We start from the raw sequence: 23068 nt of genomic DNA on the forward strand, positions 1-23068 counted from the left end.
CGGACGGTGGCCCAGGCCAGCGTTAGAACTTATAGCCGAAACCGACGGCGAGCATGTGCAGCTCGCCGCCCGCTTCCGTGCCTTCGCTGGGACCGGTGCCCTTGGTGATGTGACGCAAGTCGTACATGTACGAGCCGCTCACTTCGAGGTCTTTGGATACGGTGTAGGTCAACCCGGCCGTGACGCTTTTAGGTTGGTTGCACGGACAGATGGCGATCAGCGTCGCCTCATCGTTCGGCACCTGGTGGTTGGCCAGCGACACGCCCCCGCGAACCTGCAACCGTTCATTGACTTTGTAATTGGCCCCGAAGCGAAAGACGTTCTGGTTCTGCCAGCCGAAGCCCGGCCCATGGCTGGAACCGGGCGCACCTCCTTCAACCAGCGAGTTGTTGAAGGTCTTCTGGCTCGCCCAGTTCAACCACACGTAATCAAAGGCGAACGTCCAGTCGCCCCAGTCGTACGCCAGCCCCGCGCCCGCCTGTTGTGGTGCGTTCAACTGCCCGTTTGGAATGATGTCGTCATGGGCGTCCAGTTTCTGAAACCACACCGGTGACGAATACGTCAGCCCCAGGCGCAAATTAGGTGCGATGGTGCCCAGGTAGCCGACGCCAAAACCGATCCCCAACGCGTGATCGGTATCGTTGGTAGCCCCGAAGTTTTCCAGACCATGCAGCATCAGGCTTTCATACCCCAGCTTCACCGAGAAACCGAGGTAATGGCCCGGCGCGAACTGGTAGGTCGCTGTGGGCGAGAGAATCAGTTGCGCCAGTTCCGATTTGACCTTAGAGGTGCCGAACGCTGGAATCGGCTTGCCGTAATCGATCCCAGCACCATACCCAGCGGCCGTGATCCCAAACGTGACATCAGACGAATATTGGTAGTTGGCGCCGAAGCCCGGCAGCAACAGAAAGATGTCATCGCTGTTTTTGGCCCCATGGACGTTGGAGCGCAACTGCCCCACGGTCGCCATCACGTTGCCGTCCACCCGAGACCCCACCGCGCCCATGCCAGCCGGGTTGTTGATCGCGGCGGTGGCATCCACGGGATTGGCGATGGATGCCCCGCCCATGCCCATGGCGGTGACCCCATACCCCGCATACTGAGGGCCGTCTGCCGCTTCTACCCTCGCCGCTAACATCACCGTTCCTGCAAGGATGACGCCCAGCACATTTTTCATGACCCTGATTCCTTTATATTTATTGTTGGCAGGTCAGTGCCCACGGCGTTGCTTCAGGCAAGCCGAACCCGCAACGTCAGCGAGAGGGCTGACGCCGGTAGACACGATCAAAGCTTGTTCAGAAAAGGGGCAGTCCGCCTGCCCCTCAGAGGCCGCTGCGGTTACGGGCGACCGTCACCACGACCTACCGCGACGCGGGTGGTAAAGATCGAGGTTTCGACGTCCAGCGCGACCATGGCCAGAAAGATGTTGGGGTGATCGCCCTTGAGCCGGGTGCCCGTCATGTACAGCGTTTTCCCGTCTTCGCCGCCCAGTGCGACGGAGACCACCTCGTGACCCGGAATGTGAACCCGGTCAGTGATGTTGCCTTGAGCATCGATGCGCGCGAACTGGTGCGAACGCAACACGGCGAGCCAGATGCCGCCCTCGGCGTCGATGGCGATACCGTCCACGCAACCCAGTTGGCCCGCGCGATCTTCATCGGTGGGGAAGGCTTTCTTCATGTCGAGGAACACGCGACGGTTGACCAGCTTGCCGTCAACGATGTCGACGATGGACAGGTGCTCGACAAAGGTCTCGGAGAAGATGAGGTGTTTCTGGTCCGGGGTGATCACGATGCCGTTCGGAAAGTGGCAGTCCTCAAGCCCCACGTACACGTCCTTGCCGCCCGGCTCGACGATCACGATGCGACCCGGTTTCAGGCCTTCGCCTTCAAACACCCGGGCACCGACGTCGTCGACATAGATGCGGTCGTTTTTATCGATCACCATGTCGCCAATGTAGCCCGTGAACACGCTGGACAGGTCGGCGTACAGTTCAAGGTTTTCACCCAGCGGCTTGCCCGGCAGGTAGCGGTACAGCCGGGTTTCGTGCATCGAACTCAGGATGAGTGTGCCGTCGGACAGAAAGCCCATGCCGTTGGGTTTGTGCGGCATCTCGGCGATGACGGTCTTGTTGCCATCAGCATCGACGGTGTAGACCTTTTTGCCCAGCATGTCGGAGACGTACAGCTTGCCGTCCCTCCAGCGGGTGCCTTCACCGAAGATCAGGCCGTCGGTCAGCTTCTCTACCACGTATTTTTGTTGTTGTGAGGACATGTCACCTACCACCTTTGTTGTTAGAGATTGTTGAGGTCGCCGTGCAGGTCCACGGCGTTGTTCATGCACGCAAAAAAACGGTTTGTCGCAAGAGCCGGATCAGAGGATTTCAAACAACCCCGCTGCGCCCATGCCGCCGCCCACACACATCGACACCACGGCATAGCGCGCCTTGCGTCGCCGACCTTCGAGCAGGACATGCCCGACTTGGCGAGCGCCCGTCATGCCATACGGGTGGCCGATGGAAATGGCTCCGCCGTTGACGTTGCAGCGTTCGGGGTCGATCCCTAGTTGCTGCTGGCAGTACAGCGCCTGGCAGGCGAAGGCTTCGTTGAGTTCCCACAGGTCGATGTCCTGAACCTTCAGCCCGTGTTGCCTGAGCAGTTTGGGGATGGCAAAGATCGGTCCGATGCCCATTTCTTCCGGCGCCAAGCCTGCGACCGCGATGCCGCGGTACAGACCCAGCGGAGTGGCGCCCTCTTGCACCGCGCGCCGACTGTCCATCAGCACACACGCGCTGGCGCCGTCCGATAGCTGACTGGCATTGCCCGCCGTGACACTGCCTCCCGCAATCACTGGCGACAGCTTCGCCAGGCTGTCGAGGGTGGTGTCGGCCCGATTGCCCTCGTCCCGCGCAAGCAGCACTGACTCGAACCGCACCGCGCCGGATGCTTTCTCGACGATGCGACGCTCCGCGCTGATCGGCACGATCTCATCGTTCAGCAGGCCGTTGGCTTGGGCGCGGGCCGTGCGCAACTGCGAACTCAGGGCGAATGCATCCTGCGCTTCACGGGAAATGCCATATTTGCGCGCCACGTGTTCAGCGGTTTGCAGCATCGGCATGTAGGCGTGAGGCACGGCTTGCTGCACGGTGCGATCCGCTTCCTGGGCCACCCACTGGAAATAAGCGTCCTGCACGGCAGAGATATTTTCCTGCCCGCCAGCAGCCACCACGTCCATGCCGTCATGCAGAATCTGCTTGGCTGCGGTCGCAATGGCCATCAGGCCGGATGAACATTGCCGGTCGAGGGTCATCCCGCTCACCGACACCGGCAGACCGGCCGCGAACACCGCGTTGCGCGCCAGATTCGAACCGGCGGTGCCTGCGGCTAACACCGTGCCGATCACCACGTCGTCGATGAGCGCAGGATCAACCCCGGCGCGCTCCACGGCATGGCGCAGCGCGTGGCCCATGAGGGTCGGCGACTTGATGTGATTGAGCGAGCCGCGCATGGCCTTGCCAATGGGTGTGCGCGCCGTTGACACGATCAGGGCTTCACGCATGGTGGCCTCCTGTCGCGCTGATGCTCACGCAGCACCGTTTTCAGCGCATCGGGCAGCGGCAGGCCGGTCATCTGCGGGGTAACGCAGATCGGCGAGAACACCCCTTCGAACGCCACGCTGCCATCCGGCAAAAACGCGGTGGCGTGCAGATCGAACGTGCGCTGACGGACCTCGCCCACGTCGATGCGAATGTCCACCACCGAACCGGGCGGCAGGCTTTTGTTGAAGGTCAGCGACATGTGTTTGCAGGCGAGGCCGCCGTTGCCGGTCCTGGCTTCCGGTCCCCAGCCGATGTGGCCGTAGAAATGCATGACCGCGCCGATCAGAAATTCGGTGAACCGACCGGTGTACGCGACACCGGCAGGATCACAGTCGACCCAGCGCACCGTGCGCCGGACCGTGAAGGGCCGTTCGGCAACGACGTATTCAATGCCACCGTTCATGCCGCACTTCCCGTACGCCCGAGGCGCACCATCAGCTCAGGGTACTGGTCACGCAGGCGATCGTCGTCGACACGCCCGGTACGGGTCATGAACTGGTAGACGAATTCCTCGGGGGTGTACGTGTCCATCCACTGCCCCATCCGCTCGTACCACAGGTAAGAACGTTCGGACGCACCGATCAGCTTCTGCTTGCTGGGACGGTGGGTGCTTTCATAGGCCTGCAAACCTGCCAGCGCGTTGTCCTCGTGGGCCAGCAGCGCATTAGCCAGTGCAACGGCGTCGTTCATGGCGATGCGTGTGCCCGAACCGATGGAGAAATGCGCGCTGGCCAAGGCATCCCCCACCAGCACGTGACGACCGCTGACCCAATGGGCGTTGCGAATCACCGGGAACTGGCGCCAGACCACGCGCACGTTGCCACTGATCAACGGCGCGCCTTCCAGTTCAGGGGCGAATATTTGTTCCATCAACGCCTGGCGTGCTTCCTCGGACAGCGCGCCGAGGTTCAGACGCTCCCAGGTCGCGTCGTCGCATTCGGCGACGAAGGTGCTCATTTCATCGCTGTAGGCGTAATAGTGCGCCACGAAATGACCGCCCTGGTATTTGCGGAAGACCAGTGCAGACGCCTCAAAGACCTTCGGCGTGCCATACCAGGCGAAGTGATTGCCGAGGGTGTGGGTGGTGGTGCCGAAACCGGGTTCGAACTCGCGACGGATGACCGAATTGATGCCATCGGCACCGACCACGACGTCTGCGTCCTGCAACCCGAATCGCGCCAGATCGGCCGTGCTGTCGATGCGTTGGCGATAATGAATGACCACCCCCGCCGCTTCCGCATGCCGCTCCAGAATCTGCAACAGGGTCAGGCGCGGAATCGCTCCGCCCTTCACTGGCAGGCGAAAGCCGATGGCGGTTTCATCCTGCACGATCACCTGATGCTGGTGCTGACGGGTCGCTTCGGAGAGCGCGTCGTACGAACCGGCATCTGCTTCGCGAAGCTGTTGCAGACCGGTGTCCGCCATGACCACGCCAAAGCCGAACGTGGCGTCTGCGGCATTTTGTTCGATGATTTCAACGGACCAGTCTGGCGCGCCGCGTTTGAGCAACAGCGCCAGGTACAGACCGGACGGACCGCCGCCGACAATGGCCACTTTCATCATTGCGCTCCCCGGCTGATCTGCAGGCGATAGCGGTCGAACTCGGTGACCTGACCGACGAACCCGCCGGTCAGCGCCGCATTCCACAACGCCGGGACAAAACCCAGTTTCTTGCGTTCGAACACCAGCGCGTCCTGGGCAGTGATTTTCCAGTAACCATTGCTCAGGTGTTCGAGACCGTAGTCCGGGTTCGCTCGGGCGGCGTCCACCAGCGGCTGAAATTCCGGGGCATCGAGTACGAACAGCGCGATTTCGTCGGTGTTGTCCGGGGCAATATCGGCCGCCTTGTCCAGCCAGACCTGATCGATCCCCACGAACGGTGCAGTACCCGCGAGGTGCGCGTCTTCATGGGCCATCGCCGCTTCCAGCGTGCGGGTCGCGTCCTCACCATCCAGCGCGTTCATCGGGCGCTCTTGAATGGTGATTTCCATGTAATAGCCGTTCGGGTCGTTGAAGTAGATCGACTCGATCAACTCGTGGCGGATCTGGAAGATCAACGGGATCTGTTGCGCCTCCAGACGGTCGCGCCACTCCAGCAACTCTTCGCGAGTGTCCACGCGCCACGCGGTGTGCGTCGCCTCGTAGCGATAGTCGGCCACGGGCAGAGCGAAATCCGGCTGTTCGGTGTTGATGTAGTAGAAAAACGCGATGGTGCTGTGGTTGCCGCTGTCGAAAAAGAAGTGCAGGAAATCCGGATGGTTGGAGGGCCCCCAGGCGCGTGCCGAGATGGCATGCACCAATGGCAGGCCAAGTTTGTCCCGATAGAACTCCACGGTTTCACGCAGCTTCCAGGTGGGCCTGGCGCTGTGGTGAACGCCTTTGAGAACGGGCTGTTTTACAGTCATGGGAACGACTCCTGTGAACGGCGCCGGAGGACGCCTGTTGCCAGGGGGCTGACGCGCAGCCCCTTTAATCAAATGAACTCGACAGCCCGCACTCAGCCCGCAAGCTGGGCACGCTCAAGCTCGACGCTCTTTTTCACGATGTCGCGCAGGCCTTCTTTGCTGAGTTTTCCGGACGCGGTCAGCGGGAACGACACCAGCACTTCCACGCGCTCCGGCCACTTGAACTTGGCCATTCCGTAGTCCTGCAGGAACTCCCCGAGTTCGGCCACGCTCGGCGCAGCAAAACCATCGCGCAGCACCAGCGTCACGCACAGGCGCTCGTCGAACACCGGGTCCGGGTAGCCGACCGCCGCCACCGCCGCGACGGCCGGGTGACCGGAGACCGCCATTTCCACTTCTTCGCAGTTGATCTTTTCACCGCCACGGCTGACCAGGTCCTTCAAACGGCCGCAGAACACGTAGTAGGTCTTGCCGTCGATGAGCTTGGTGAACATCAGGTCGCCGGAGCGGTAGTAGCCGTCGCGGGTGAAGGTCTCGCGGTTGCGGTCTTCGGCGTTGTAATAGCCGTGAATGGTGTACGGACCCTTGAACACCGGCTCGCCGATTTCGCCGGGCTTGGCGTCCTCGTCCGTGCCGGGCACCACGATGCGGATCTCGTCGAACTCGGACACCGGGCGGCCGTTGGTGGTGTCATGGGCTTCTGCCGGGTCATCGCGATGAGTCAGCGCGATCACGCCCTCGGTGATGCCGAAGATGTTGTGGGTGCGCACGCCGAGCAGCTTCTGCAACTTGGCCGCGCTGTTGGCGACGATCACGCCACGGGCATTGGACAGGTCGACACGCCCTTCCTGAATCGCCGACTCCAGACGCGCGATGATCGGGCCGCCCAGCATCAGCCAGGTCGGCTGGGTGGTGGCGATCAGCGAAATCAGGGTTTCAGGCTGCAGATCCGGGGTAATCGTCACCGTGCCGCCGGTCATCAGGAACGGCCCGAAACAGCACCCCATGTTGAGGTTGTGCACCATCGGTTGTGGCATGAACAGTGTGTCGTCCGGACGAAAACCCAACCACTTGGCCACCGAACGCATGTTGTAGAGGTATTCGTTGTGGAAGCGCGGAATGATCTTCGGCACGCCGGTGGTGCCACCGGACAGCTGAAAAACGGCGACCTGAAAAGGGTCCAGTCGCACCTGCCCCACCAGCGCTTCGGCTTCGGCCAGGTCGATGCCCGCGATCAGCGCGTCCTGCAACAGCACGCCGTCCTGGGGCTCGCCGCGCACTTGCATGATGAGCTTCAGGGAAGGCGCCGCTTCCTGCATCTTGCGGGCGAAGGCCACGCTGTCGAATTTCTCGACTTCATCGCCCTGCACGATGTGTAACTTGGCCTCACCGTGGTTGGCCAGATAGCCGATTTCACGCTCGCGGTGGGCGGCCATGGTGCAGATAGGAATCAGCCCGGCCTTGAGGCAGGCGAAAAACGAAATGACCAATTGCTCGCTGTCGCGCAGCTGGTAGATCACGCGATCCAGCGGCTTGAGCCCTTGTTGGATGAAGGCCCCGGCCAGCCGAGTGGACAGCGCATCCAGCTCGCGGTAGGTAACGCGCAGTTTCGGACCCAGCAGCGCGACGTTGTCCGGGTGATGCCGAACCACTTCTTTCAGTCCGTCAACGAGGGTTTCATGACGCAATGCACCGCCCGCGACGTAGCGGTCAAGGTCGGCCTGTCGTGGATAGACGACACCGGCAATCGGCTCGGCGACCCGGTTCAATCGTGGAGTGTGTACAGCAGCGGATTCATTTCTTGTAATTGTCATGAGCGAACGCCTTTGTCTTATCAGAAGTTTTCTTGAAGCCAACGTCTTAGGTGCTGGCCCGCGAGGACCTGGCCGGACGTCTCGCCCGCCTCCAGTGCCTGACCGTGGTGGTTGCCACGCACGCGGTGCCGTTCTTTGCGTGAAGCCGGGATCGCCTCGTAAATCGCGTCCACGTCTTGCGGAAATACCGCGTTGTCGCCGCTGTACTCGATCAGCAGCGTGGGCTGTTCGATGGAATGCGCGCATTTGCTCAGGGACGCGTTCGAGGACAGGCCCGACCAGGTCGAGAGCCACGATTCCGGGGTGACAATGCGACCGAAACCCACACTGCCCAGATTGGAAACAAACGGGTCGGCGCCCCATAACGAACCGACGAAACGGTCGGACGGGTCGAGGGAAATGTCCCAACTGCGCAGGTCGGCGTCGGTTCGCCACACCTGGAAGATCGCCCCATGCCCCGCCAGCGCCCGGTCCGCGTTCGCGCCACTGGTTTTCAGGCGATGACGTGCTGCCTGACGACGTTCAATCAAATCTCGGGCATGGGCATCGATACGCACGACACGCTGACGCTGCGCCGCCCGATAGCGTTCGATGAAGTCTGCACTGTAACGGGCAGAGTCAGGCGGCATGCGGAAGCCGTTGGCCTCGCTGAACGGGTCCAGCGTCGGGTCGGTGGAGAACGGGTCGCGCTCATCTGTAACCGACGGGTCCAACGCGTTCATCAGCAGAATGCCTTGGCCGGGATGCGGCGACACCAGCGCAATGCCGTCTGCAACAGGGAGCTCGGCAGTGTCGAACTTCGTGGCGCGACCGGCCGGGGTTTTATCGACGCGTCTTTCCGCGGCCTGTGTCGATTGCTGGTTGTAGTAAGCGAACAGACCGGCGCCGCCCGAATTGCCCAGCAGCACGATGGTGTCGAACCCGGCGGCACGCAGATGACGCATGCCTGCGGCGACGTCGTACAGCGCGAATTCGTGTTCCAGACGCAGGTCATTGCCAATCGAGCGCGCGCCTTGCACCCAGCACGCCCATCCCGCGTCCAGCGCATCCGGCACCAGGTAATGGGTCACCACCAACTCCCGGGGATGCATGATGAACAGCACTTTGCGCTCGCCGCCTCGGGAGAAGAGCACGCCGAGCGCACCTTGGCCGTCCTGTGTCGTCAGCGGCACCGGCGTCGAGCTGAACGGAACGGTCATACGATCCGCTTGCCAGGACGCGCCGCGCAAACCTGCCGTCACTGCCACTTTCTTGTTATTGGAATCAGCCACTGTGGGCCCTCCTGCCAAGCCTCGAAAGGCCGTTGAGATCGCTTTTTGAGATAGGCTCAATTAGGCGTTGAGCAGAAGATAGAGCACTATCTGAGAGGGTGTCAATTAGCGTTAAGAAAAATAGTTTCCGAGGCTTTCCCCTCCCTGATCCTGCAACCCTGCTCTGGCCTTGCATTCATTGAGGGCTTTAGAAAACGTGACAGGCAGTGATAATCTGAGGCCGTATCAATTAATTCCAGGGAACTGTCGGATGTCAGAGAAAACCAAAGCCGCTGCAACCCCCAAGGCCGCGCCCGTCAAAAAGGTCGGACGGCGGCCCAAGAGCGGCCAGGATGTCTCGCGGGAAGCCATGATCGAATGCGCCGTGAGGATCGCCCGCAGCGAATCCTTGAACGAAGTCAGCATGGTCAGGATCGGCAAGGAACTCGGGGTCGCCGCTGGCATGGTGCATTATCATTTGGGCAGCCGCGACGAACTGATCAGCGCCGTGATCAACGCCGCGTTCAAGGAGCGTCTGGAACGGCTGCCAGCACCCACCGGCGCGTGGCGTCACGATCTGGAGCAGTTCGCGCTGTCGTCGCTGGACACGATGGGCCGTTGGCCGGGGCTGGCGACCTACATCCTGACCGAGAACAAATTCCGCCTGTTTCAGCGGGTCCAGCCCGGCGAGACTGATTACGGCCTGGCGTACTTCGATCACATGGGACGGATTCTGATGAGCATGGGCGTTTCGGGGCCCATGGGCGCGATGATCTACCACCTGCTGCTGTTGTTCGTTTCGGTCATCGCCGCCGAAAAGGAAAACCGTCAGTCGCCCAAGACCCACGGGGATTTCATCAGCGGTTACCTCGCCCGCTTCGCCAACGACAGTTATCCGGGTGCAGCATTTCTCGCAGCGCCGTTCGCCTCGCTCAACAGTCCTGCCACTTATGAAACCGGGGTGTCGATCCTGCTGGACGGTTTCGAGAAATGGATCGAGGTGCCAGAGGTTCCCGCCAAGGCGTGAATCGGGCGACCGCAGTTGACTTATCCAGGGATAAACCCTGGTTGTGCCCCCTGATTTCACAGGATGCTTTCTCTTGAGCAGCTACCTCGACCTAGACCTTTTGCGCACCTTTCTTCTGATTGCCGAAACCGGCGCGCTCAGTCGAGCCGCTGGCCGCGTTGGCCGTACTCAGGCGGCGGTCAGCATGCAAATGAAACGCCTCGAAGACATCGTGGGTCAGCCGCTGCTCACCCGCACCGGTCGAGGTGTGAACCTGACAGCCCATGGTGAACGCCTGCTGCCCCATGCGCGCAAGATTCTGCGCGCCCACGATGAGGCCATGGCGCAACTGCGCGGCGACGCGCTCTCGGGGATCATCCGGCTGGGCTGCCCCGACGACTACGCCACGGTGTTTCTGCCTGCCCTGCTCCGGGATTTCGCGGCCTTGCACCCGCAGGTGCAGGTCGAAGTGTTCTGCGCACCGACGCCACGGCTGATTGAGCGCATCAACACCCACTTGCTGGACATCGCGATCATATCTGAAGCCCACACCGACAACGCCCCCTCAGCCATTCGCCTGGAACCTTTGGTATGGGTGGGAGCCAAGGGCAGCGACGCGGCGCAGATGGAGACGCTGCAACTGGCCCTTTCAGACCCGGACACCCTTGATCACCAAGCGGCGGTGAACAGCCTGGAAACCGTGGGGAGACCGTTTCGCCTGGCCTACGCCAGCCACAGTTTGACCGGGTTGTGTGCGGTCGTGCGGTCGGGTCAGGCCATCGCCGTGCTGACTCAGACCGCCGTGCCTGCCGATCTGCACATCCTGCGCAGTGACAGCGGATTGCCCGCGCTGCCGCAGATCTCCATCAGCCTGAAACTCGACCGCCAGAAAACCTCCGGGCCGGTTGCCGCCATGGAAGCGCATATCCGCGCGCAGCTGCCGCAGTTGTAAACCGGCGTGCGCGCGTCAGCCCAAGACCTTTGCGTAAATCTGTTTATCGACGTTCGCCCCCGACAGAATCACCCCGACCCGTTTTCCTTCCATCGCCGCCCGCTCCTGCATCAGCGCGGCCAGCGCTGCGGCCCCTGCGCCCTCGGCCAGGTTGTGGGTGTCGGCGTAATACACGCGCATCGCCTCGGCAATCTCGACTTCACTAACAGAGACGATCCGCGCGGCACCGCTGGCGTAAATCCGGAACGCGTCGGGCACCGGTTTACGCACGGCCAAGCCGTCGGCAAAGGTGTTGGCCGACGCCGTTTCCCGCAATGCGCCCGCGTCGAAGGATTGCTTGGCCGCGTCGGCTTCGGTGGAAACCACGCCGACCACTTGAGTCTTCAGGCCCAGCGCATCGCGGGCGGCAATCACCCCGCAGATTCCCGAACCACAGCCGATCGGCACGTACACGGTGTCCAGGTCCGGCGCGGCCTTGAACAGTTCCAGCGCATAGGTCGCCACGCCCTTGACCAGTTCCGGGTGGAACGCGGGCACCAGAAACAGCCCCTCGACCTGCGCGAGACGGATCGCTTCTTCGCGCGCCTCGTCGAAGTCCTGACCGTACTCGATGACCTCGCCGCCGAAGCCGGCCATGGCCTTGTTCTTTTCCACCGAGTTGCCCTTCGGCACGACGATGACTGATCGAATCCCCAACGCCTGCGCGGCCATGGCCACGCTTTGCCCGTGATTGCCCCGGGTGGCGGCGATGACGCCCGTGGTGTTCGGCCAGTTGCGCTTGAGCCACGCCATGTAGGTGATGCCACCGCGCACCTTGAACGCGCCGGTGGGCGTGTGGTTCTCGTGTTTGACCCACACCGTGCAGCCCAGGCGCTGCGCCAGTAAAGGCCAGACGAACTGCGGCGTCGGGGGCATGACTTGGTACACCTGGCGGGCGGCGTCTTCGATGGCTTCCAGCGTCAACTCGGGCATGGCACTCTCCTGTTTTTTGCCGAGTCTAGGCCCCGGCTGGCCTCGAAGGCTTTCAAAAAAACCACCTGACCTTCGTTGAAACGCTCAGTAAGATGAGGCCCATGAGCACCCTTGATCAGCCTGCCTCTCTGCCCCTCAACGACCCGGTCCGACGCGCCGTCGTCGGGCCGTGGCTGATCGAATTACTGCCTGCCAGCGCGTACGAGGCCCGCTACGTCGCGATGCATTCGTCCATCGGTTTCGCCTTCGACAGCCAGCGCGGTGTGCATGCCATCGGCAGCGACCGCGTGCGCCCGTTCGATGCCCTCCCCAATGGACTGGCCTTCGTGCCTGCCGGGTGTGACGTCTATTCGCAGTCGCCCAAGGGCGGCGAGTACCTGCGGGTGCTGCGCCCGGAGGGTTGGGCGCTGAATGACGAACGCCTGTTCAATAACCGGATCGACCCTCAAGCCATTCGCCTGGCTCAACGCATGCGCAACGCGCTGTTGAAGCCAGCGTCGGACGATGACTGGGAGCTTTGGGCGATGACGCTGGAGAGTCGCGTCTGCGCCGATGCAGAAAGCGCAGGATCAGGATCGATCACCCCTCGCCGCCTGCGTTTGCTCGACGAGTTTCTCGACGCCGGTTTGAGTGAGCCCATCAGCGTGCAGGCAATGGCCGTCCTGCTCGACCTGTCCGAGGGCTATTTCATGCGCGCCTTCACCGAGGCGACGGGAACCAGCCCTCACCGCTACCTGATCGACCGCCGCATCGCTCGCGCCCGTTCACTGTTGCGCGACCCGACACAACGGCTGGCCGACATTGCACACACCTGTGGGTTTTCGTCTCAGGCGCACATGACCGCGACTTTCACCCAACGGCTCGGCGTCAGCCCCGGGGTCTTTCGGCGCTGATACGCGCTTGGCAGGCCTGTTTGCGCGAACATATTGATATGCGATTTTGATATTTAAATAACGCTGGTTATATCTATAAAGTCGGGCCCATTAAGGACGGCGCAATGTGCTCCGGTCCCACAAACGATGGAGCCTGTGATGCCTCAAAAACGCTCGACATTTCCTGGCAAAGGCCGCTTTGGCGCTGCGCTGACGCTGGCCGCCAGTGTGTTGGCCGCGACACTGGGCGCGCCACAAGCCGCTCAGGCTGAAGGCCAATTGCGCATCGCTGAACAGTTCGGTGTGGTCTACCTGTTGCTCAACGTGGCGCGTGACCAGCAGTTGATCGAGAAGCACGGCAAGGAAGCGGGCGTCGATATCAAGGTGGACTGGACGCAGCTGTCAGGCGGCTCGGCGGTGAATGACGCCCTGCTCTCTGGCGCCGTGGACATCGCCGGTGCAGGCGTGGGCCCATTACTGACCATCTGGGACCGCACCCATGGCAAGCAGAACGTCAAAGCCGTCGCCTCCTTGGGTAACTTCCCGTATTACCTGGTGAGCAATAACCCCAACGTCAAAACCATCGCTGATTTCAGCGAGAAAGACCGCATCGCCGTGCCCGCCGTCGGCGTGTCGGTGCAATCGCGCTACCTGCAATTTGCGTCGGCGAAGTTATGGGGCGATGCCGAATACAACCGGCTCGACAAATACACCGTCAACCTGCCGCACCCGGACGCCGCCGCAGCCCTCAAGACCGGTGGCACCGAGCTGAACGGCCACTTCTCCAATCCGCCGTTTCAGGAGCAAGAAGTGGAGAACAAGAACGTCCATGTGGTGCTGAATTCCTACGACGTGCTGGGCCCGAACTCGCCGACGGTGCTGTTCGCCACGGAAAAATTCCGCGACGAAAACCCCAAGACGTATCAGGCGTTTATCGACGCATTGGCGGACGCCGCGGACTACATCAAGCGCGACAAGCCCGGCGCGGCGGACACCTACATTCGCGTCACCCATTCCAGCATCGACCGTGCGCAATTGATCAAGATTATCGAAAACCCGCAGTTTGAATTCACCATCAACCCGAAGAACACCTACCCGATGGCCGAATTCCTCTACCGTGTCGGCGCGATCAAGACCAAGCCAACCTCGTGGAAAGATTATTTCTTCCAGGATGCGAAGTTGCTGGAAGGAAGTTGATGAGCGACTAGAGTTGCCCCGCCTCATTCCGGTGCACGTTTGAACTATGCTGCTGTCCATCCGATGAGTGTTCTGCACATGAGGATTTGACATGTCAGCTGATTCGCGTCCAGCCGTACTCGAACTGATCGGCAATACCCCGTTGGTGCGCGTCAGTCGCATCGACACCGGTCTCTGCACCCTCTTCCTGAAGCTTGAATCGCAAAACCCCGGCGGCTCGATCAAGGACCGCGTTGGTCTCGCCATGATCGACGCCGCCGAGCGCGACGGCCGTTTGCGCCCCGGTGGCACCATCGTAGAAGCCACGGCGGGCAATACCGGTCTCGGCCTCGCACTGGTCGGCCGTGCCAAAGGCTATCGCGTGGTGCTGGTGGTTCCGGACAAGATGTCCACCGAAAAAGTCTTGCACCTGAAGGCCATGGGCGCCGAGGTGCACATCACCCGCTCTGACGTCGGCAAGGGCCATCCCGAGTATTACCAGGACGTCGCCGCCCGCCTGGCCAGCGAAATACCTGACGCGTTCTTCGCCGACCAGTTCAACAACCCCGCCAACCCGCTCGCCCACGAATGCAGCACCGCGCCAGAGATCTGGGCGCAGACCCAACACGACCTGGACGCCATCGTCGTCGGGGTCGGCTCGGCAGGCACCCTCACCGGCCTGACTCGATTCTTCAAGCGCGTGCAACCGGACCTGGAAATGGTCCTCGCTGACCCCGTCGGTTCGGTGGTCGCCGAGTACAGCCGCACGCGGACGCTGCCCACTCCCGGTTCCTGGGCCGTGGAAGGCATCGGCGAAGATTTCATCCCCTCCTTCACCGACATCACCAGTGTGCGCCAGGCCTATTCCATCAGCGACGAAGACAGCTTCGAACACGCCCGGCAGTTACTGCGCGCCGAGGGCATTCTGGGGGGCTCGTCTACCGGCACGCTTTTGGCCGCTGCCTTGCGCTATTGCCGCGAACAGACCGTGCCGAAACGCGTGGTCAGCTTCGTCTGCGACACCGGCACCCGCTATTTATCCAAGGTCTACAATGACCAGTGGATGACCGATCAGGGCCTTATGCAACGCACCAAATACGGTGATTTGCGCGACTTGATTGCCCGTCGCTTCGAGGATGGCCGGGTGATCAGCGTCGGCCCGGACGACACTCTGCTGACAGCGTTCCAGCGCATGCGCCTGGCCGACGTGTCGCAACTGCCGGTGCTGGTGGACAACACACGGCTGGTGGGTGTGATCGACGAATCCGACATCCTGCTGGACGTGCACAACGACACCTCTCACTTTCGCACCACCGTCGCCAGCGCCATGACCGATCAGTTGAACACCCTGCCGCCCGACGCTTCCCTTGCCCGGCTGCAGGAAGAACTGGACCGCGGCCATGTCGCCATCATCGCCGACGCTTCGGGCTTTCACGGCCTGATCACCCGCGTCGACCTGCTCAATCACTTGCGGAGATCCCTTGCATGAGCCAGCACGACGAACACGCCAAGCCCCACGGTTTTGCCACCCGCGTGATCCACGCCGGACAGTCGCCCGACCCGTCCACCGGCGCGCTGATGCCGCCGATCTACGCAAACTCCACCTACCTGCAAGAAAGCCCCGGCGTGCACAAGGGGCTTGATTACGGGCGCTCTCACAACCCAACGCGCTTTGCGCTGGAGCGTTGCGTGGCGGACCTAGAAGGCGGCACTCAGGCCTTCGCCTTTGCCTCGGGGCTCGCGGCGATTTCCTCGGTGCTGGAATTGCTCGACGCGGGCTCGCACATTCTGTCCGGCGATGACCTGTACGGCGGTACGTTCCGGCTGTTCGACAAGGTGCGCAAACGCAGCGCGGGGCACCGTTTCAGCTTCGTCGACATGACCGACCTGTCGGCCTTCGAAGCCGGTTTGCAGGATGACACCAAAATGATCTGGGTCGAGACCCCGAGCAACCCGCTGCTGCGCCTGAGCGATCTGGCGGCCATCGCACGCCTCTGCCGGGATCGCGGGATCATTTGCGTGGCCGACAACACCTTCGCCAGCCCTTGGATTCAGCACCCGCTGGCGTTGGGCTTCGACATCGTGGTGCACTCGACCACCAAATATTTGAACGGCCATTCGGACGTCATCGGCGGCATTGCCGTGGTCGGCGACAATCCGGAACTGGCTGAACGGCTGGGCTTTTTGCAAAACTCCGTGGGCGCCATCGCCGGGCCTTTCGACGCCTTCCTCACCCTGCGCGGCGTGAAAACCCTGGCCCTGCGCATGGAGCGGCACAGCGGCAACGCGCTGGAACTGGCGCAATGGCTGGAACGCCAGCCGCAGGTGGCAAGGGTCTATTACCCCGGCTTGCCCACTCACCCGCAGCACGCGCTGGCCTGCCGGCAGATGCGCGGCTTCGGCGGGATGATCTCGCTGGACCTGAACACCGACCTGGCCGGCACTCGGCGGTTCTTGGAGAACGTCGAGCTGTTTGCGCTGGCTGAAAGCCTCGGCGGCGTCGAAAGCCTCATCGAACACCCGTCCATCATGACCCACGCCAGCATCCCTGCTGAAAACCGGGCGAAGCTGGGGATCGGCGACTCGTTGGTGCGCCTGTCGGTGGGCATCGAAGACGTCGAAGACCTGCGAGCGGACCTGGCTCAAGCGCTGGGTACAATCTGATTTGTGGATTGTGTTCAGTGAACAAAGCAGGATTGTTGCCAGTTCGGTAACAGAGATTTGCCAAAATCCACATGGCCGAGGCTTTGATAGCTTGCTAACGTTTGGTCCATCAAATCCGCCGATTTGATGGATGTCCTTCAAGCCGCCACACCGTCCGAGATAACGGGTTGGCGGCTTTTTTATGGACGCGATTCGGCGCTCGACGAGTCCGTCGACAGCGGCTGAGTCATCAACACCCGTTTCAACCAGCTGTAAAGACTCATTCCCTCCTTCGACAGCTCCCCGTCCGCCCGCCGACACAGGTAATACGCGCGCCCGTCGTCCAGTGCGTGCCCGAACAGCTTCACCAACGCCCCCCGGTCCCGCAGCGGTGCCACCAATGGCTCGCGAAGCAGTGCACAGCCCAATCCGTTAAGGGCGGCGGTCATTGCCAACTGGCCGTCCTCAAAGAGCAAGCCCTGCAACGCTCCCGGATGGCGAACGTCTGCACGCTGGAACCACTGCGCCCAGGTGCCGCGCTCTTCATCGTGCAGCAACGGCAGGTCGGTCAATGCCTCAGGTGAGTTGATAGGGCCGACGCGCTCCAGCAGCGACGGGCTGCACCAGGCCGTCACGTCGCCGGGTATCAACGGCTCGCTCTGATACCCCGGCCAATGCCCCGTACCAAACCGGATGGAAATGTCGGCCGCATCGCTGGGGTAACTGCGGTGGTTGGCGTAGGTCACGTTGACGTCCACTGCCGGGTTGTCGGCCAGAAACTCGCCCAGGCGCGGGATGAACAGGTTGATCCCGAGCATGGGGATCAGGCTGATGGTCACTTGCCGTGTCGCGGACTGCTCGCGCACGTGCTCGGTGGCGCTGCGCAACACCGCGAACGCCGAGCGAATTGCCCGGTAATACTCCCGGCCGTCGTCGGTGAGGATCAGGTTGCGGCCTTGCCGCGAAGTGAGCGACTGGCCGAGGAAATCTTCCAGCAATCGCAACTGGTGGCTGATCGCGGATGGCGAGACATCCAGTTCACGGGCGGCGGCATTCACTCCACCGTGACGGGCGAAGGCTTCGAAGGTGCGCACGGCACGCAGGGGCGGGTCGTTTGCAAACTGTTCTGTATTATTCATGTATTGAGCTTAATACGGATATTAGATGCCGAAAAGCGGGAAATAACATCGACATAAAGACGGTTATAAGCCTATACGGCCTTAACAGTTGATAAATATAGAATGGTTAATTAGTGTTCTTTCCAACGAGGCCTACCTGCTTTTCATAAAAGGCCCCTCTCACACCGTGAACCCGAGGAAAACCACATGAGCGCTGTCGAAGGTGAACTGGGCATTCTGGCCCGGCGGCGAATCGAGGCTGAAATCATCAAGCCAATCTACGAAATACTGGTGCGCGACTACGGCAAACAGCACGCCCAGGCCGTGATTGGCGAAGCGGTTTCCCAAGCGGCGGTCAAGGCCGGGGCTTACTTCGCGTCCCGCGAGCCAGAAGGCCCAAGCCTCGAAGGTTTCGTGGCCCTGCAAGAGCTGTGGGAAAAGGACGACGCGCTGAAAGTCGACATCATCGCCAGCGACGCCACCCACTTCGACTACGACGTGCACCGCTGCCGCTACGCCGAGATGTACCACGAGATGGGCCTTGGCGAGATCGGGCACCTGCTGTCCTGCAACCGCGACGAACTGTTCATCGTCGGCTACGACCCCAGCGTCGAACTCACCCGCACCCAGACGCTGATGCAAGGCGCCAGTCACTGCAATTTTCGCTACAAGGTCAAGGATCAGGAGCCGCAATCATGAGCGCCGCCCCTCGCATCAACGGCGCACGTCTGTGGGACTCGCTGATGGAAATGGCGCAGATCGGCGGCACGCCCAAGGGCGGCGTTTCCCGGCTGGCACTGACCGAGGAGGATCGTATTGGACGCGACCTGTTCGCCCGCTGGGCCACTGAAGCCGGGTGCACCGTCCGCGTCGATGCCATGGGTAACATGTTCGCCCGCCGCGTGGGGCGTGACGACAGCCTGGCCCCGGTGATCACCGGTTCTCACGGCGATTCACAACCGGCTGGCGGCAAGTTCGACGGCATCTATGGCGTGCTCGCGGGCCTGGAAGTCATCCGCACGTTGAACGATCACGACATTCAGACCGATCGGTCGATTGAAGTGGTGAACTGGACCAACGAGGAAGGCTCTCGGTTCGCCCCGGCGATGATTGCGTCGGGCGTCTACACCGGCGTGTTCGATCTGGCATACGGCCTGTCCCGCACTGACGCCAAGGGCATCACCCTTGGCGAAGCGTTGCAGACCATCGGATACGCAGGGGATGAACCCATGGGCGGCCGCGAGATTCACGCCGCCTTTGAGCTGCACATCGAGCAAGGCCCGATCCTTGAAGCACAAGGCCTGACCATCGGCGTGGTGACCGGTGCTCAAGGCCAACGCTGGTACGAAATCGAACTCACCGGACGCAGCGCCCACGCGGGCACAACGCCCATGGACCATCGCCTGGACGCCCTGCTCGGCCTGGCGCGGGTGGTCGAAGCGGTCAACGCGATGGGCGTTGCCCAAGGCGATGAGGGCCGTGCGACGGTCGGTTGGGTCAACGTGTTCCCCAATTCTCGCAACGTGGTGCCGGGGCGCGTGGTGTTCAGCGTGGAGTTTCGGCATCCCAACGAAGCGGTGCTCGAAGTGCTCGACTGGCAGTTGCGTCAGGAAGTGCAGACCATCGCCGACACCATCGGCCTGCAACTCAAGCTGGAGCAGATCTTTCAATACGCGCCGATTGCCTTCGACGCCGACTGCATCGACCGCGTAGAACGGGCCGCTTCGGACCTCGGCTACAGCCACCGCCGCATGATCTCCGGCGCCGGTCACGACGCTTGTTACTTGAGCAAAGTCGCCCCTACTTCAATGATCTTCGTGCCCTGCGTGAACGGGCTAAGTCATAACGAAGCCGAGCACATCCATCCTCACTGGTCGGAAGCCGGCGGGAATGTGTTGCTGCACGCGATGCTGGCCAAGGCGGTGGATTGACCCGGCCCAATGGGCGTGGCCCCTGCGCCTTTGATGGAGGTGCTATGGCGAGGATATAAGCCGATGCACTGCCTGCTTTTGACTCTGCCGAAGGCGTAGGAGCGTTGCTTGCTCGCGATCTGGCGCGAAGCGGCAGTAAACCCGGACACTTGGGCTGTGTCAGGCAAACCACGGATACCGGATTTACGACTGCTGCGCAGCCGATCGCAGGCAAGCCAGCTCCCACGCCTTCGGCAGAAGCAGAAGCAAAGGCCGAGGCGTCGGCAGAGGCATATCCATGTGCCTTTACCATTGCTTTTGATTCTGGCCGGATCGCACACCTACCCCTCATCTCATTTCACCTCCACGTCCCGCCTCCTCGTTGACAGCCCCTCGTCCGCAGGTTTACGTTAACGTAAAGGTGATACAGATCATTTCCGTCTGACAGCCCCTCCAAAAACAACAAGGGAACGCAGTCTCATGAACTACCCCACGCTCAATTTCGGCCTTGGCGAGACGATCGACATGCTCCGCGACCAGGTGCAATCCTTCGTCGCGGCGGAACTGGCGCCCCGCGCGGCGCAGATCGATCAGGAGAACCTGTTCCCTGCCGACATGTGGCGCAAGTTCGGTGACATGGGCCTCTTGGGCATCACCGTCGAAGAGCAATACGGTGGCGCGGGCCTGGGCTATCTCGCTCATGTGGTGGCCATGGAAGAAATCAGCCGGGCGTCCGCCTCTGTCGCCCTTTCCTACGGCGCTCATTCCAATCTCTGCGTGAACCAGATCAACCGCAACGGTAATTCTGAGCAGAAAGCCCGTTACCTGCCAAAGCTGATCAGCGGCGAGCACATCGGCGCCCTGGCCATGAGCGAGCCCAATGCCGGTTCCGATGTGGTGTCGATGAAACTACGGGCCGATAAACGCGGTGACCGCTTCGTCCTCAACGGCAGCAAGACCTGGATCACCAACGGCCCCGACGCCCACACCTACGTGATCTACGCCAAGACCGACCTGGAAAAAGGCGCTCACGGCATCAGCGCGTTTATCGTCGAGCGCGACTGGAAAGGGTTTTCCCGTGGCAGCAAATTCGACAAGCTCGGCATGCGCGGCTCCAATACCTGCGAGCTGTTTTTCGACGACGTCGAAGTGCCGGAAGAAAACCTGCTCGGCGCGCTGAACGGCGGCGTCCGCGTCCTGATGAGCGGCCTGGACTACGAGCGCGTCGTGCTCTCCGGCGGCCCGACCGGCATCATGCAAGCCTGCCTGGACGTGGTGTTGCCTTACATTCATGACCGCAAACAGTTCGGCCAAAGCATCGGCGAATTCCAGCTGATCCAGGGCAAAGTCGCCGACATGTACACCCAACTCAACGCCAGCCGCGCCTACCTGTACGCCGTGGCGCAGGCGTGTGAACGCGGCGAAACCACGCGCAAGGACGCCGCCGGGGTCATCCTCTACAGCGCCGAACGCGCCACGCAAATGGCGCTGGACACGATCCAGATTCTCGGCGGCAACGGCTACATCAACGAATTCCCCGCAGGTCGTCTGCTGCGCGACGCCAAGCTGTACGAAATCGGCGCTGGCACCAGTGAAATCCGCCGCATGTTGATCGGGCGCGAGCTGTTCAACGACACGAAGTGAGGCAGCGCCGAGCTGCAAGTGGCGAGCTGCAAGTAAAAGCGGTCCGTGGAGGCCGGCCTTTCTGGGTGGCGGCAGTAATTGCGCTGGGGGAATGAGTGATGATTTTCAAGACACAGGTCAATCCGCGTTCGGCGGAGTTTTTGGCGAACAGCGAGGCGTTGCGCAAGCAAGTCGATGATCTGCACACGCTGTTGGCGCAGGTGTATCAGGGCGGTGGGCCGAAGGCACAGGAGCGGCACACGTCGCGGGGCAAGTTGCTGCCGCGTGAGCGCATCAATCGGTTGCTGGACTTGGGATCGCCGTTTCTGGAAATCAGTCAGTTGGCGGCCCACGGCGTCTATGGTGAGGAGGTGCCCGCCGCAGGTGTGATCGCCGGCATCGGGCGGGTCGAGGGCGTGGAATGCATGATCATCGCCAACGACGCGACGGTCAAAGGCGGGTCGTATTATCCGCTGACCGTCAAAAAACACCTGCGCGCCCAGACCATCGCTCAGCAGAACCGCCTGCCGTGCATCTATCTGGTGGACTCCGGCGGCGCCAACCTGCCCCGCCAGGATGAGGTGTTTCCTGACCGCGAACACTTTGGCCGGATCTTCTTCAACCAAGCCAACATGAGCGCCGAAGGCATCCCGCAAATCGCCGTGGTCATGGGTTCATGCACAGCGGGCGGCGCTTATGTGCCGGCCATGGCCGACGAAGCGATCATGGTGCGCCAGCAGGCGACGATCTTCCTCGCCGGACCGCCGCTGGTGAAAGCCGCGACGGGTGAAGTCGTGAGTGCTGAAGAGTTGGGCGGCGCCGACGTGCACTGCAAGATTTCCGGCGTGGCCGACCACTACGCCGACAGCGACGAACACGCGCTGGCACTGGCCCGACGCAGCGTCGCCAACCTGAACTGGCGCAAATTGGGCGCACTGCAAACACGTCCTCCTGAAGCCCCGCGCTACCCCAGCGACGAACTATACGGCGTGATTTCCGCTGACCCCAAACAGCCTTTTGACGTACGTGAAGTCATTGCGCGGCTGGTCGACGGTTCGGTGTTCGATGAGTTCAAGGCGCTGTTCGGCACCACGCTGGTGTGCGGCTTCGCGCACCTTAACGGCTACCCCCTCGCGATCCTCGCCAACAACGGCATCCTGTTCGCCGAGGCGGCGCAGAAAGGCGCGCACTTCATCGAACTGGCCTGCCAACGGGGCATTCCGCTGCTGTTCCTGCAAAACATCACCGGCTTCATGGTCGGCCAGAAATACGAAGCGGGCGGCATCGCCAAGCACGGCGCCAAGCTGGTCACCGCCGTGGCCTGCGCCAAGGTGCCGAAATTCACGGTGATCATCGGTGGCAGTTTCGGCGCCGGTAACTACGGCATGTGTGGGCGGGCCTACGATCCACGTTTCTTGTGGATGTGGCCCAACGCGCGCATTGGCGTGATGGGCGGCGAACAGGCGGCGGGCGTGCTGGTGCAGGTCAAGCGCGAGCAGGCCGAACGCAGCGGCCAAGGTTTCAGCGCCGAGCAGGAAGCCGAGATCAAGCAGCCGATTCTCGATCAGTACGAACATCAGGGCCACCCCTATTACTCCAGCGCCCGCCTCTGGGACGACGGCGTGATCGACCCGGCGCAGACCCGTGACATCCTCGCCCTGGCCCTCAGCGCGGCGCTCAACGCCCCCATCGAACCGACCCGCTTCGGCGTGTTCCGGATGTGACCCGA

Annotated in this window: 20 protein-coding genes; 10 read left to right on the plus strand and 10 right to left on the minus strand. The window is 61.9% G+C overall.

The window, feature by feature from the left end; genetic code table 11:
• Positions 1–22 precede the first annotated feature (22 nt).
• The 8 genes from ACIQAL_RS19640 to ACIQAL_RS19675 form a co-directional block, all read right to left on the minus strand.
• Positions 23–1177 carry an OmpP1/FadL family transporter gene (locus tag ACIQAL_RS19640; protein WP_401148496.1) on the minus strand — a complete coding sequence of 385 codons (1155 nt, stop codon included), beginning with the start codon at positions 1175–1177 and terminating at the stop codon, positions 23–25.
• A 161-nt stretch (positions 1178–1338) separates the two neighbouring features.
• The gene (locus ACIQAL_RS19645) at positions 1339–2274 is read right to left on the minus strand and encodes an SMP-30/gluconolactonase/LRE family protein (RefSeq protein WP_401148497.1); all 936 of its coding nucleotides are present in this window, start codon (positions 2272–2274) and stop codon (positions 1339–1341) included.
• Between the two features lie 99 nt (positions 2275–2373).
• Positions 2374–3558 carry an acetyl-CoA C-acyltransferase gene (locus tag ACIQAL_RS19650; protein ID WP_401148499.1) on the minus strand — a complete coding sequence of 395 codons (1185 nt, stop codon included), beginning with the start codon at positions 3556–3558 and terminating at the stop codon, positions 2374–2376.
• A complete protein-coding gene (locus tag ACIQAL_RS19655) occupies positions 3543–4001 on the minus strand; it encodes an acyl-CoA thioesterase (protein ID WP_401148501.1) in 459 nt (152 codons plus the stop codon). The genes ACIQAL_RS19650 and ACIQAL_RS19655 overlap by 16 nt, the downstream gene beginning before the upstream one ends.
• A complete protein-coding gene (locus ACIQAL_RS19660) occupies positions 3998–5158 on the minus strand; it encodes an FAD-dependent monooxygenase (protein WP_401148503.1) in 1161 nt (386 codons plus the stop codon). Before ACIQAL_RS19660 ends, ACIQAL_RS19655 begins: the two co-directional genes overlap by 4 nt.
• Positions 5158–6003 (minus strand): VOC family protein, encoded by an 846-nt coding sequence (locus tag ACIQAL_RS19665; protein WP_401148505.1) that lies wholly within the window; start codon positions 6001–6003, stop codon positions 5158–5160. Before ACIQAL_RS19665 ends, ACIQAL_RS19660 begins: the two co-directional genes overlap by 1 nt.
• A gap of 92 nt (positions 6004–6095) precedes the next feature.
• Complete coding sequence (locus ACIQAL_RS19670) at positions 6096–7817, minus strand: AMP-binding protein (protein WP_401148507.1); 1722 nt, start codon at positions 7815–7817, stop codon at positions 6096–6098.
• A 20-nt stretch (positions 7818–7837) separates the two neighbouring features.
• On the minus strand, positions 7838–9088 hold the full coding sequence (locus ACIQAL_RS19675) for an alpha/beta hydrolase (RefSeq protein ID WP_401148510.1): 1251 nt from the start codon (positions 9086–9088) through the stop codon (positions 7838–7840).
• A gap of 250 nt (positions 9089–9338) precedes the next feature.
• Between ACIQAL_RS19675 and ACIQAL_RS19680 the strand changes: the two genes are divergently transcribed.
• Together ACIQAL_RS19680 and ACIQAL_RS19685 are read left to right on the plus strand one after the other, a co-directional pair.
• Positions 9339–10094: a TetR/AcrR family transcriptional regulator gene (locus ACIQAL_RS19680; protein ID WP_401148512.1), complete on the plus strand. Its 756-nt coding sequence runs from the start codon at positions 9339–9341 to the stop codon at positions 10092–10094.
• A gap of 73 nt (positions 10095–10167) precedes the next feature.
• Complete coding sequence (locus ACIQAL_RS19685) at positions 10168–11025, plus strand: LysR family transcriptional regulator (protein ID WP_401148515.1); 858 nt, start codon at positions 10168–10170, stop codon at positions 11023–11025.
• A 15-nt stretch (positions 11026–11040) separates the two neighbouring features.
• Here ACIQAL_RS19685 and ACIQAL_RS19690 read toward each other — a convergent pair whose 3' ends face one another.
• A complete protein-coding gene (locus ACIQAL_RS19690) occupies positions 11041–11997 on the minus strand; it encodes a threonine dehydratase (protein WP_401148517.1) in 957 nt (318 codons plus the stop codon).
• 92 nt (positions 11998–12089) lie between these two features.
• On the opposite strand from ACIQAL_RS19690, the gene ACIQAL_RS19695 reads away from it, so the two are divergent.
• The 4 genes from ACIQAL_RS19695 (at position 12090) to ACIQAL_RS19710 (ending at position 16709) form a co-directional block, all read left to right on the plus strand.
• Positions 12090–12890, plus strand: coding sequence for a helix-turn-helix transcriptional regulator (locus ACIQAL_RS19695; protein ID WP_401148519.1), 801 nt, complete (start codon positions 12090–12092; stop codon positions 12888–12890).
• Positions 12891–13028: 138 nt separating this feature from the next.
• Positions 13029–14066 (plus strand): ABC transporter substrate-binding protein, encoded by a 1038-nt coding sequence (locus ACIQAL_RS19700; RefSeq protein ID WP_401148521.1) that lies wholly within the window; start codon positions 13029–13031, stop codon positions 14064–14066.
• A gap of 91 nt (positions 14067–14157) precedes the next feature.
• The gene (locus ACIQAL_RS19705; protein ID WP_166594577.1) at positions 14158–15534 is read left to right on the plus strand and encodes a cystathionine beta-synthase; all 1377 of its coding nucleotides are present in this window, start codon (positions 14158–14160) and stop codon (positions 15532–15534) included.
• Positions 15531–16709: a trans-sulfuration enzyme family protein gene (locus tag ACIQAL_RS19710; protein WP_401148524.1), complete on the plus strand. Its 1179-nt coding sequence runs from the start codon at positions 15531–15533 to the stop codon at positions 16707–16709. Before ACIQAL_RS19705 ends, ACIQAL_RS19710 begins: the two co-directional genes overlap by 4 nt.
• Positions 16710–16888: 179 nt before the next feature.
• Here ACIQAL_RS19710 and ACIQAL_RS19715 read toward each other — a convergent pair whose 3' ends face one another.
• Positions 16889–17827 (minus strand): LysR substrate-binding domain-containing protein, encoded by a 939-nt coding sequence (locus ACIQAL_RS19715; protein WP_401148526.1) that lies wholly within the window; start codon positions 17825–17827, stop codon positions 16889–16891.
• Between the two features lie 186 nt (positions 17828–18013).
• Between ACIQAL_RS19715 and ACIQAL_RS19720 the strand changes: the two genes are divergently transcribed.
• From ACIQAL_RS19720 to ACIQAL_RS19735, 4 genes are all read left to right on the plus strand, one after another.
• On the plus strand, positions 18014–18505 hold the full coding sequence (locus ACIQAL_RS19720) for an L-2-amino-thiazoline-4-carboxylic acid hydrolase (RefSeq protein WP_401148529.1): 492 nt from the start codon (positions 18014–18016) through the stop codon (positions 18503–18505).
• On the plus strand, positions 18502–19737 hold the full coding sequence (locus ACIQAL_RS19725) for a Zn-dependent hydrolase (RefSeq protein WP_401148531.1): 1236 nt from the start codon (positions 18502–18504) through the stop codon (positions 19735–19737). Before ACIQAL_RS19720 ends, ACIQAL_RS19725 begins: the two co-directional genes overlap by 4 nt.
• Before the next feature lie 459 nt (positions 19738–20196).
• On the plus strand, positions 20197–21360 hold the full coding sequence (locus tag ACIQAL_RS19730; RefSeq protein WP_401148533.1) for an isovaleryl-CoA dehydrogenase: 1164 nt from the start codon (positions 20197–20199) through the stop codon (positions 21358–21360).
• A 95-nt stretch (positions 21361–21455) separates the two neighbouring features.
• Positions 21456–23063, plus strand: coding sequence for a carboxyl transferase domain-containing protein (locus ACIQAL_RS19735; RefSeq protein WP_401148535.1), 1608 nt, complete (start codon positions 21456–21458; stop codon positions 23061–23063).
• Positions 23064–23068: the final 5 nt, after the last annotated feature.

The organism is Pseudomonas sp. NPDC088368, from assembly GCF_044753445.1.
Lineage (GTDB): Bacteria > Pseudomonadota > Gammaproteobacteria > Pseudomonadales > Pseudomonadaceae > Aquipseudomonas > Aquipseudomonas bambusae.

Coding starts and splice junctions, on each gene's coding strand:
- ACIQAL_RS19640 (WP_401148496.1), bottom strand. CDS start 1,177: ATGAAAAATGTGCTGGGCGTCATCCTTGCAGGAACGGTGATGTTAGCG.
- ACIQAL_RS19645 (WP_401148497.1), bottom strand. CDS start 2,274: ATGTCCTCACAACAACAAAAATACGTGGTAGAGAAGCTGACCGACGGC.
- ACIQAL_RS19650 (WP_401148499.1), bottom strand. CDS start 3,558: ATGCGTGAAGCCCTGATCGTGTCAACGGCGCGCACACCCATTGGCAAG.
- ACIQAL_RS19655 (WP_401148501.1), bottom strand. CDS start 4,001: ATGAACGGTGGCATTGAATACGTCGTTGCCGAACGGCCCTTCACGGTC.
- ACIQAL_RS19660 (WP_401148503.1), bottom strand. CDS start 5,158: ATGAAAGTGGCCATTGTCGGCGGCGGTCCGTCCGGTCTGTACCTGGCG.
- ACIQAL_RS19665 (WP_401148505.1), bottom strand. CDS start 6,003: ATGACTGTAAAACAGCCCGTTCTCAAAGGCGTTCACCACAGCGCCAGG.
- ACIQAL_RS19670 (WP_401148507.1), bottom strand. CDS start 7,817: ATGACAATTACAAGAAATGAATCCGCTGCTGTACACACTCCACGATTG.
- ACIQAL_RS19680 (WP_401148512.1), top strand. CDS start 9,339: ATGTCAGAGAAAACCAAAGCCGCTGCAACCCCCAAGGCCGCGCCCGTC.
- ACIQAL_RS19690 (WP_401148517.1), bottom strand. CDS start 11,997: ATGCCCGAGTTGACGCTGGAAGCCATCGAAGACGCCGCCCGCCAGGTG.
- ACIQAL_RS19695 (WP_401148519.1), top strand. CDS start 12,090: ATGAGGCCCATGAGCACCCTTGATCAGCCTGCCTCTCTGCCCCTCAAC.
- ACIQAL_RS19700 (WP_401148521.1), top strand. CDS start 13,029: ATGCCTCAAAAACGCTCGACATTTCCTGGCAAAGGCCGCTTTGGCGCT.
- ACIQAL_RS19705 (WP_166594577.1), top strand. CDS start 14,158: ATGTCAGCTGATTCGCGTCCAGCCGTACTCGAACTGATCGGCAATACC.
- ACIQAL_RS19710 (WP_401148524.1), top strand. CDS start 15,531: ATGAGCCAGCACGACGAACACGCCAAGCCCCACGGTTTTGCCACCCGC.
- ACIQAL_RS19715 (WP_401148526.1), bottom strand. CDS start 17,827: ATGAATAATACAGAACAGTTTGCAAACGACCCGCCCCTGCGTGCCGTG.
- ACIQAL_RS19720 (WP_401148529.1), top strand. CDS start 18,014: ATGAGCGCTGTCGAAGGTGAACTGGGCATTCTGGCCCGGCGGCGAATC.
- ACIQAL_RS19725 (WP_401148531.1), top strand. CDS start 18,502: ATGAGCGCCGCCCCTCGCATCAACGGCGCACGTCTGTGGGACTCGCTG.
- ACIQAL_RS19730 (WP_401148533.1), top strand. CDS start 20,197: ATGAACTACCCCACGCTCAATTTCGGCCTTGGCGAGACGATCGACATG.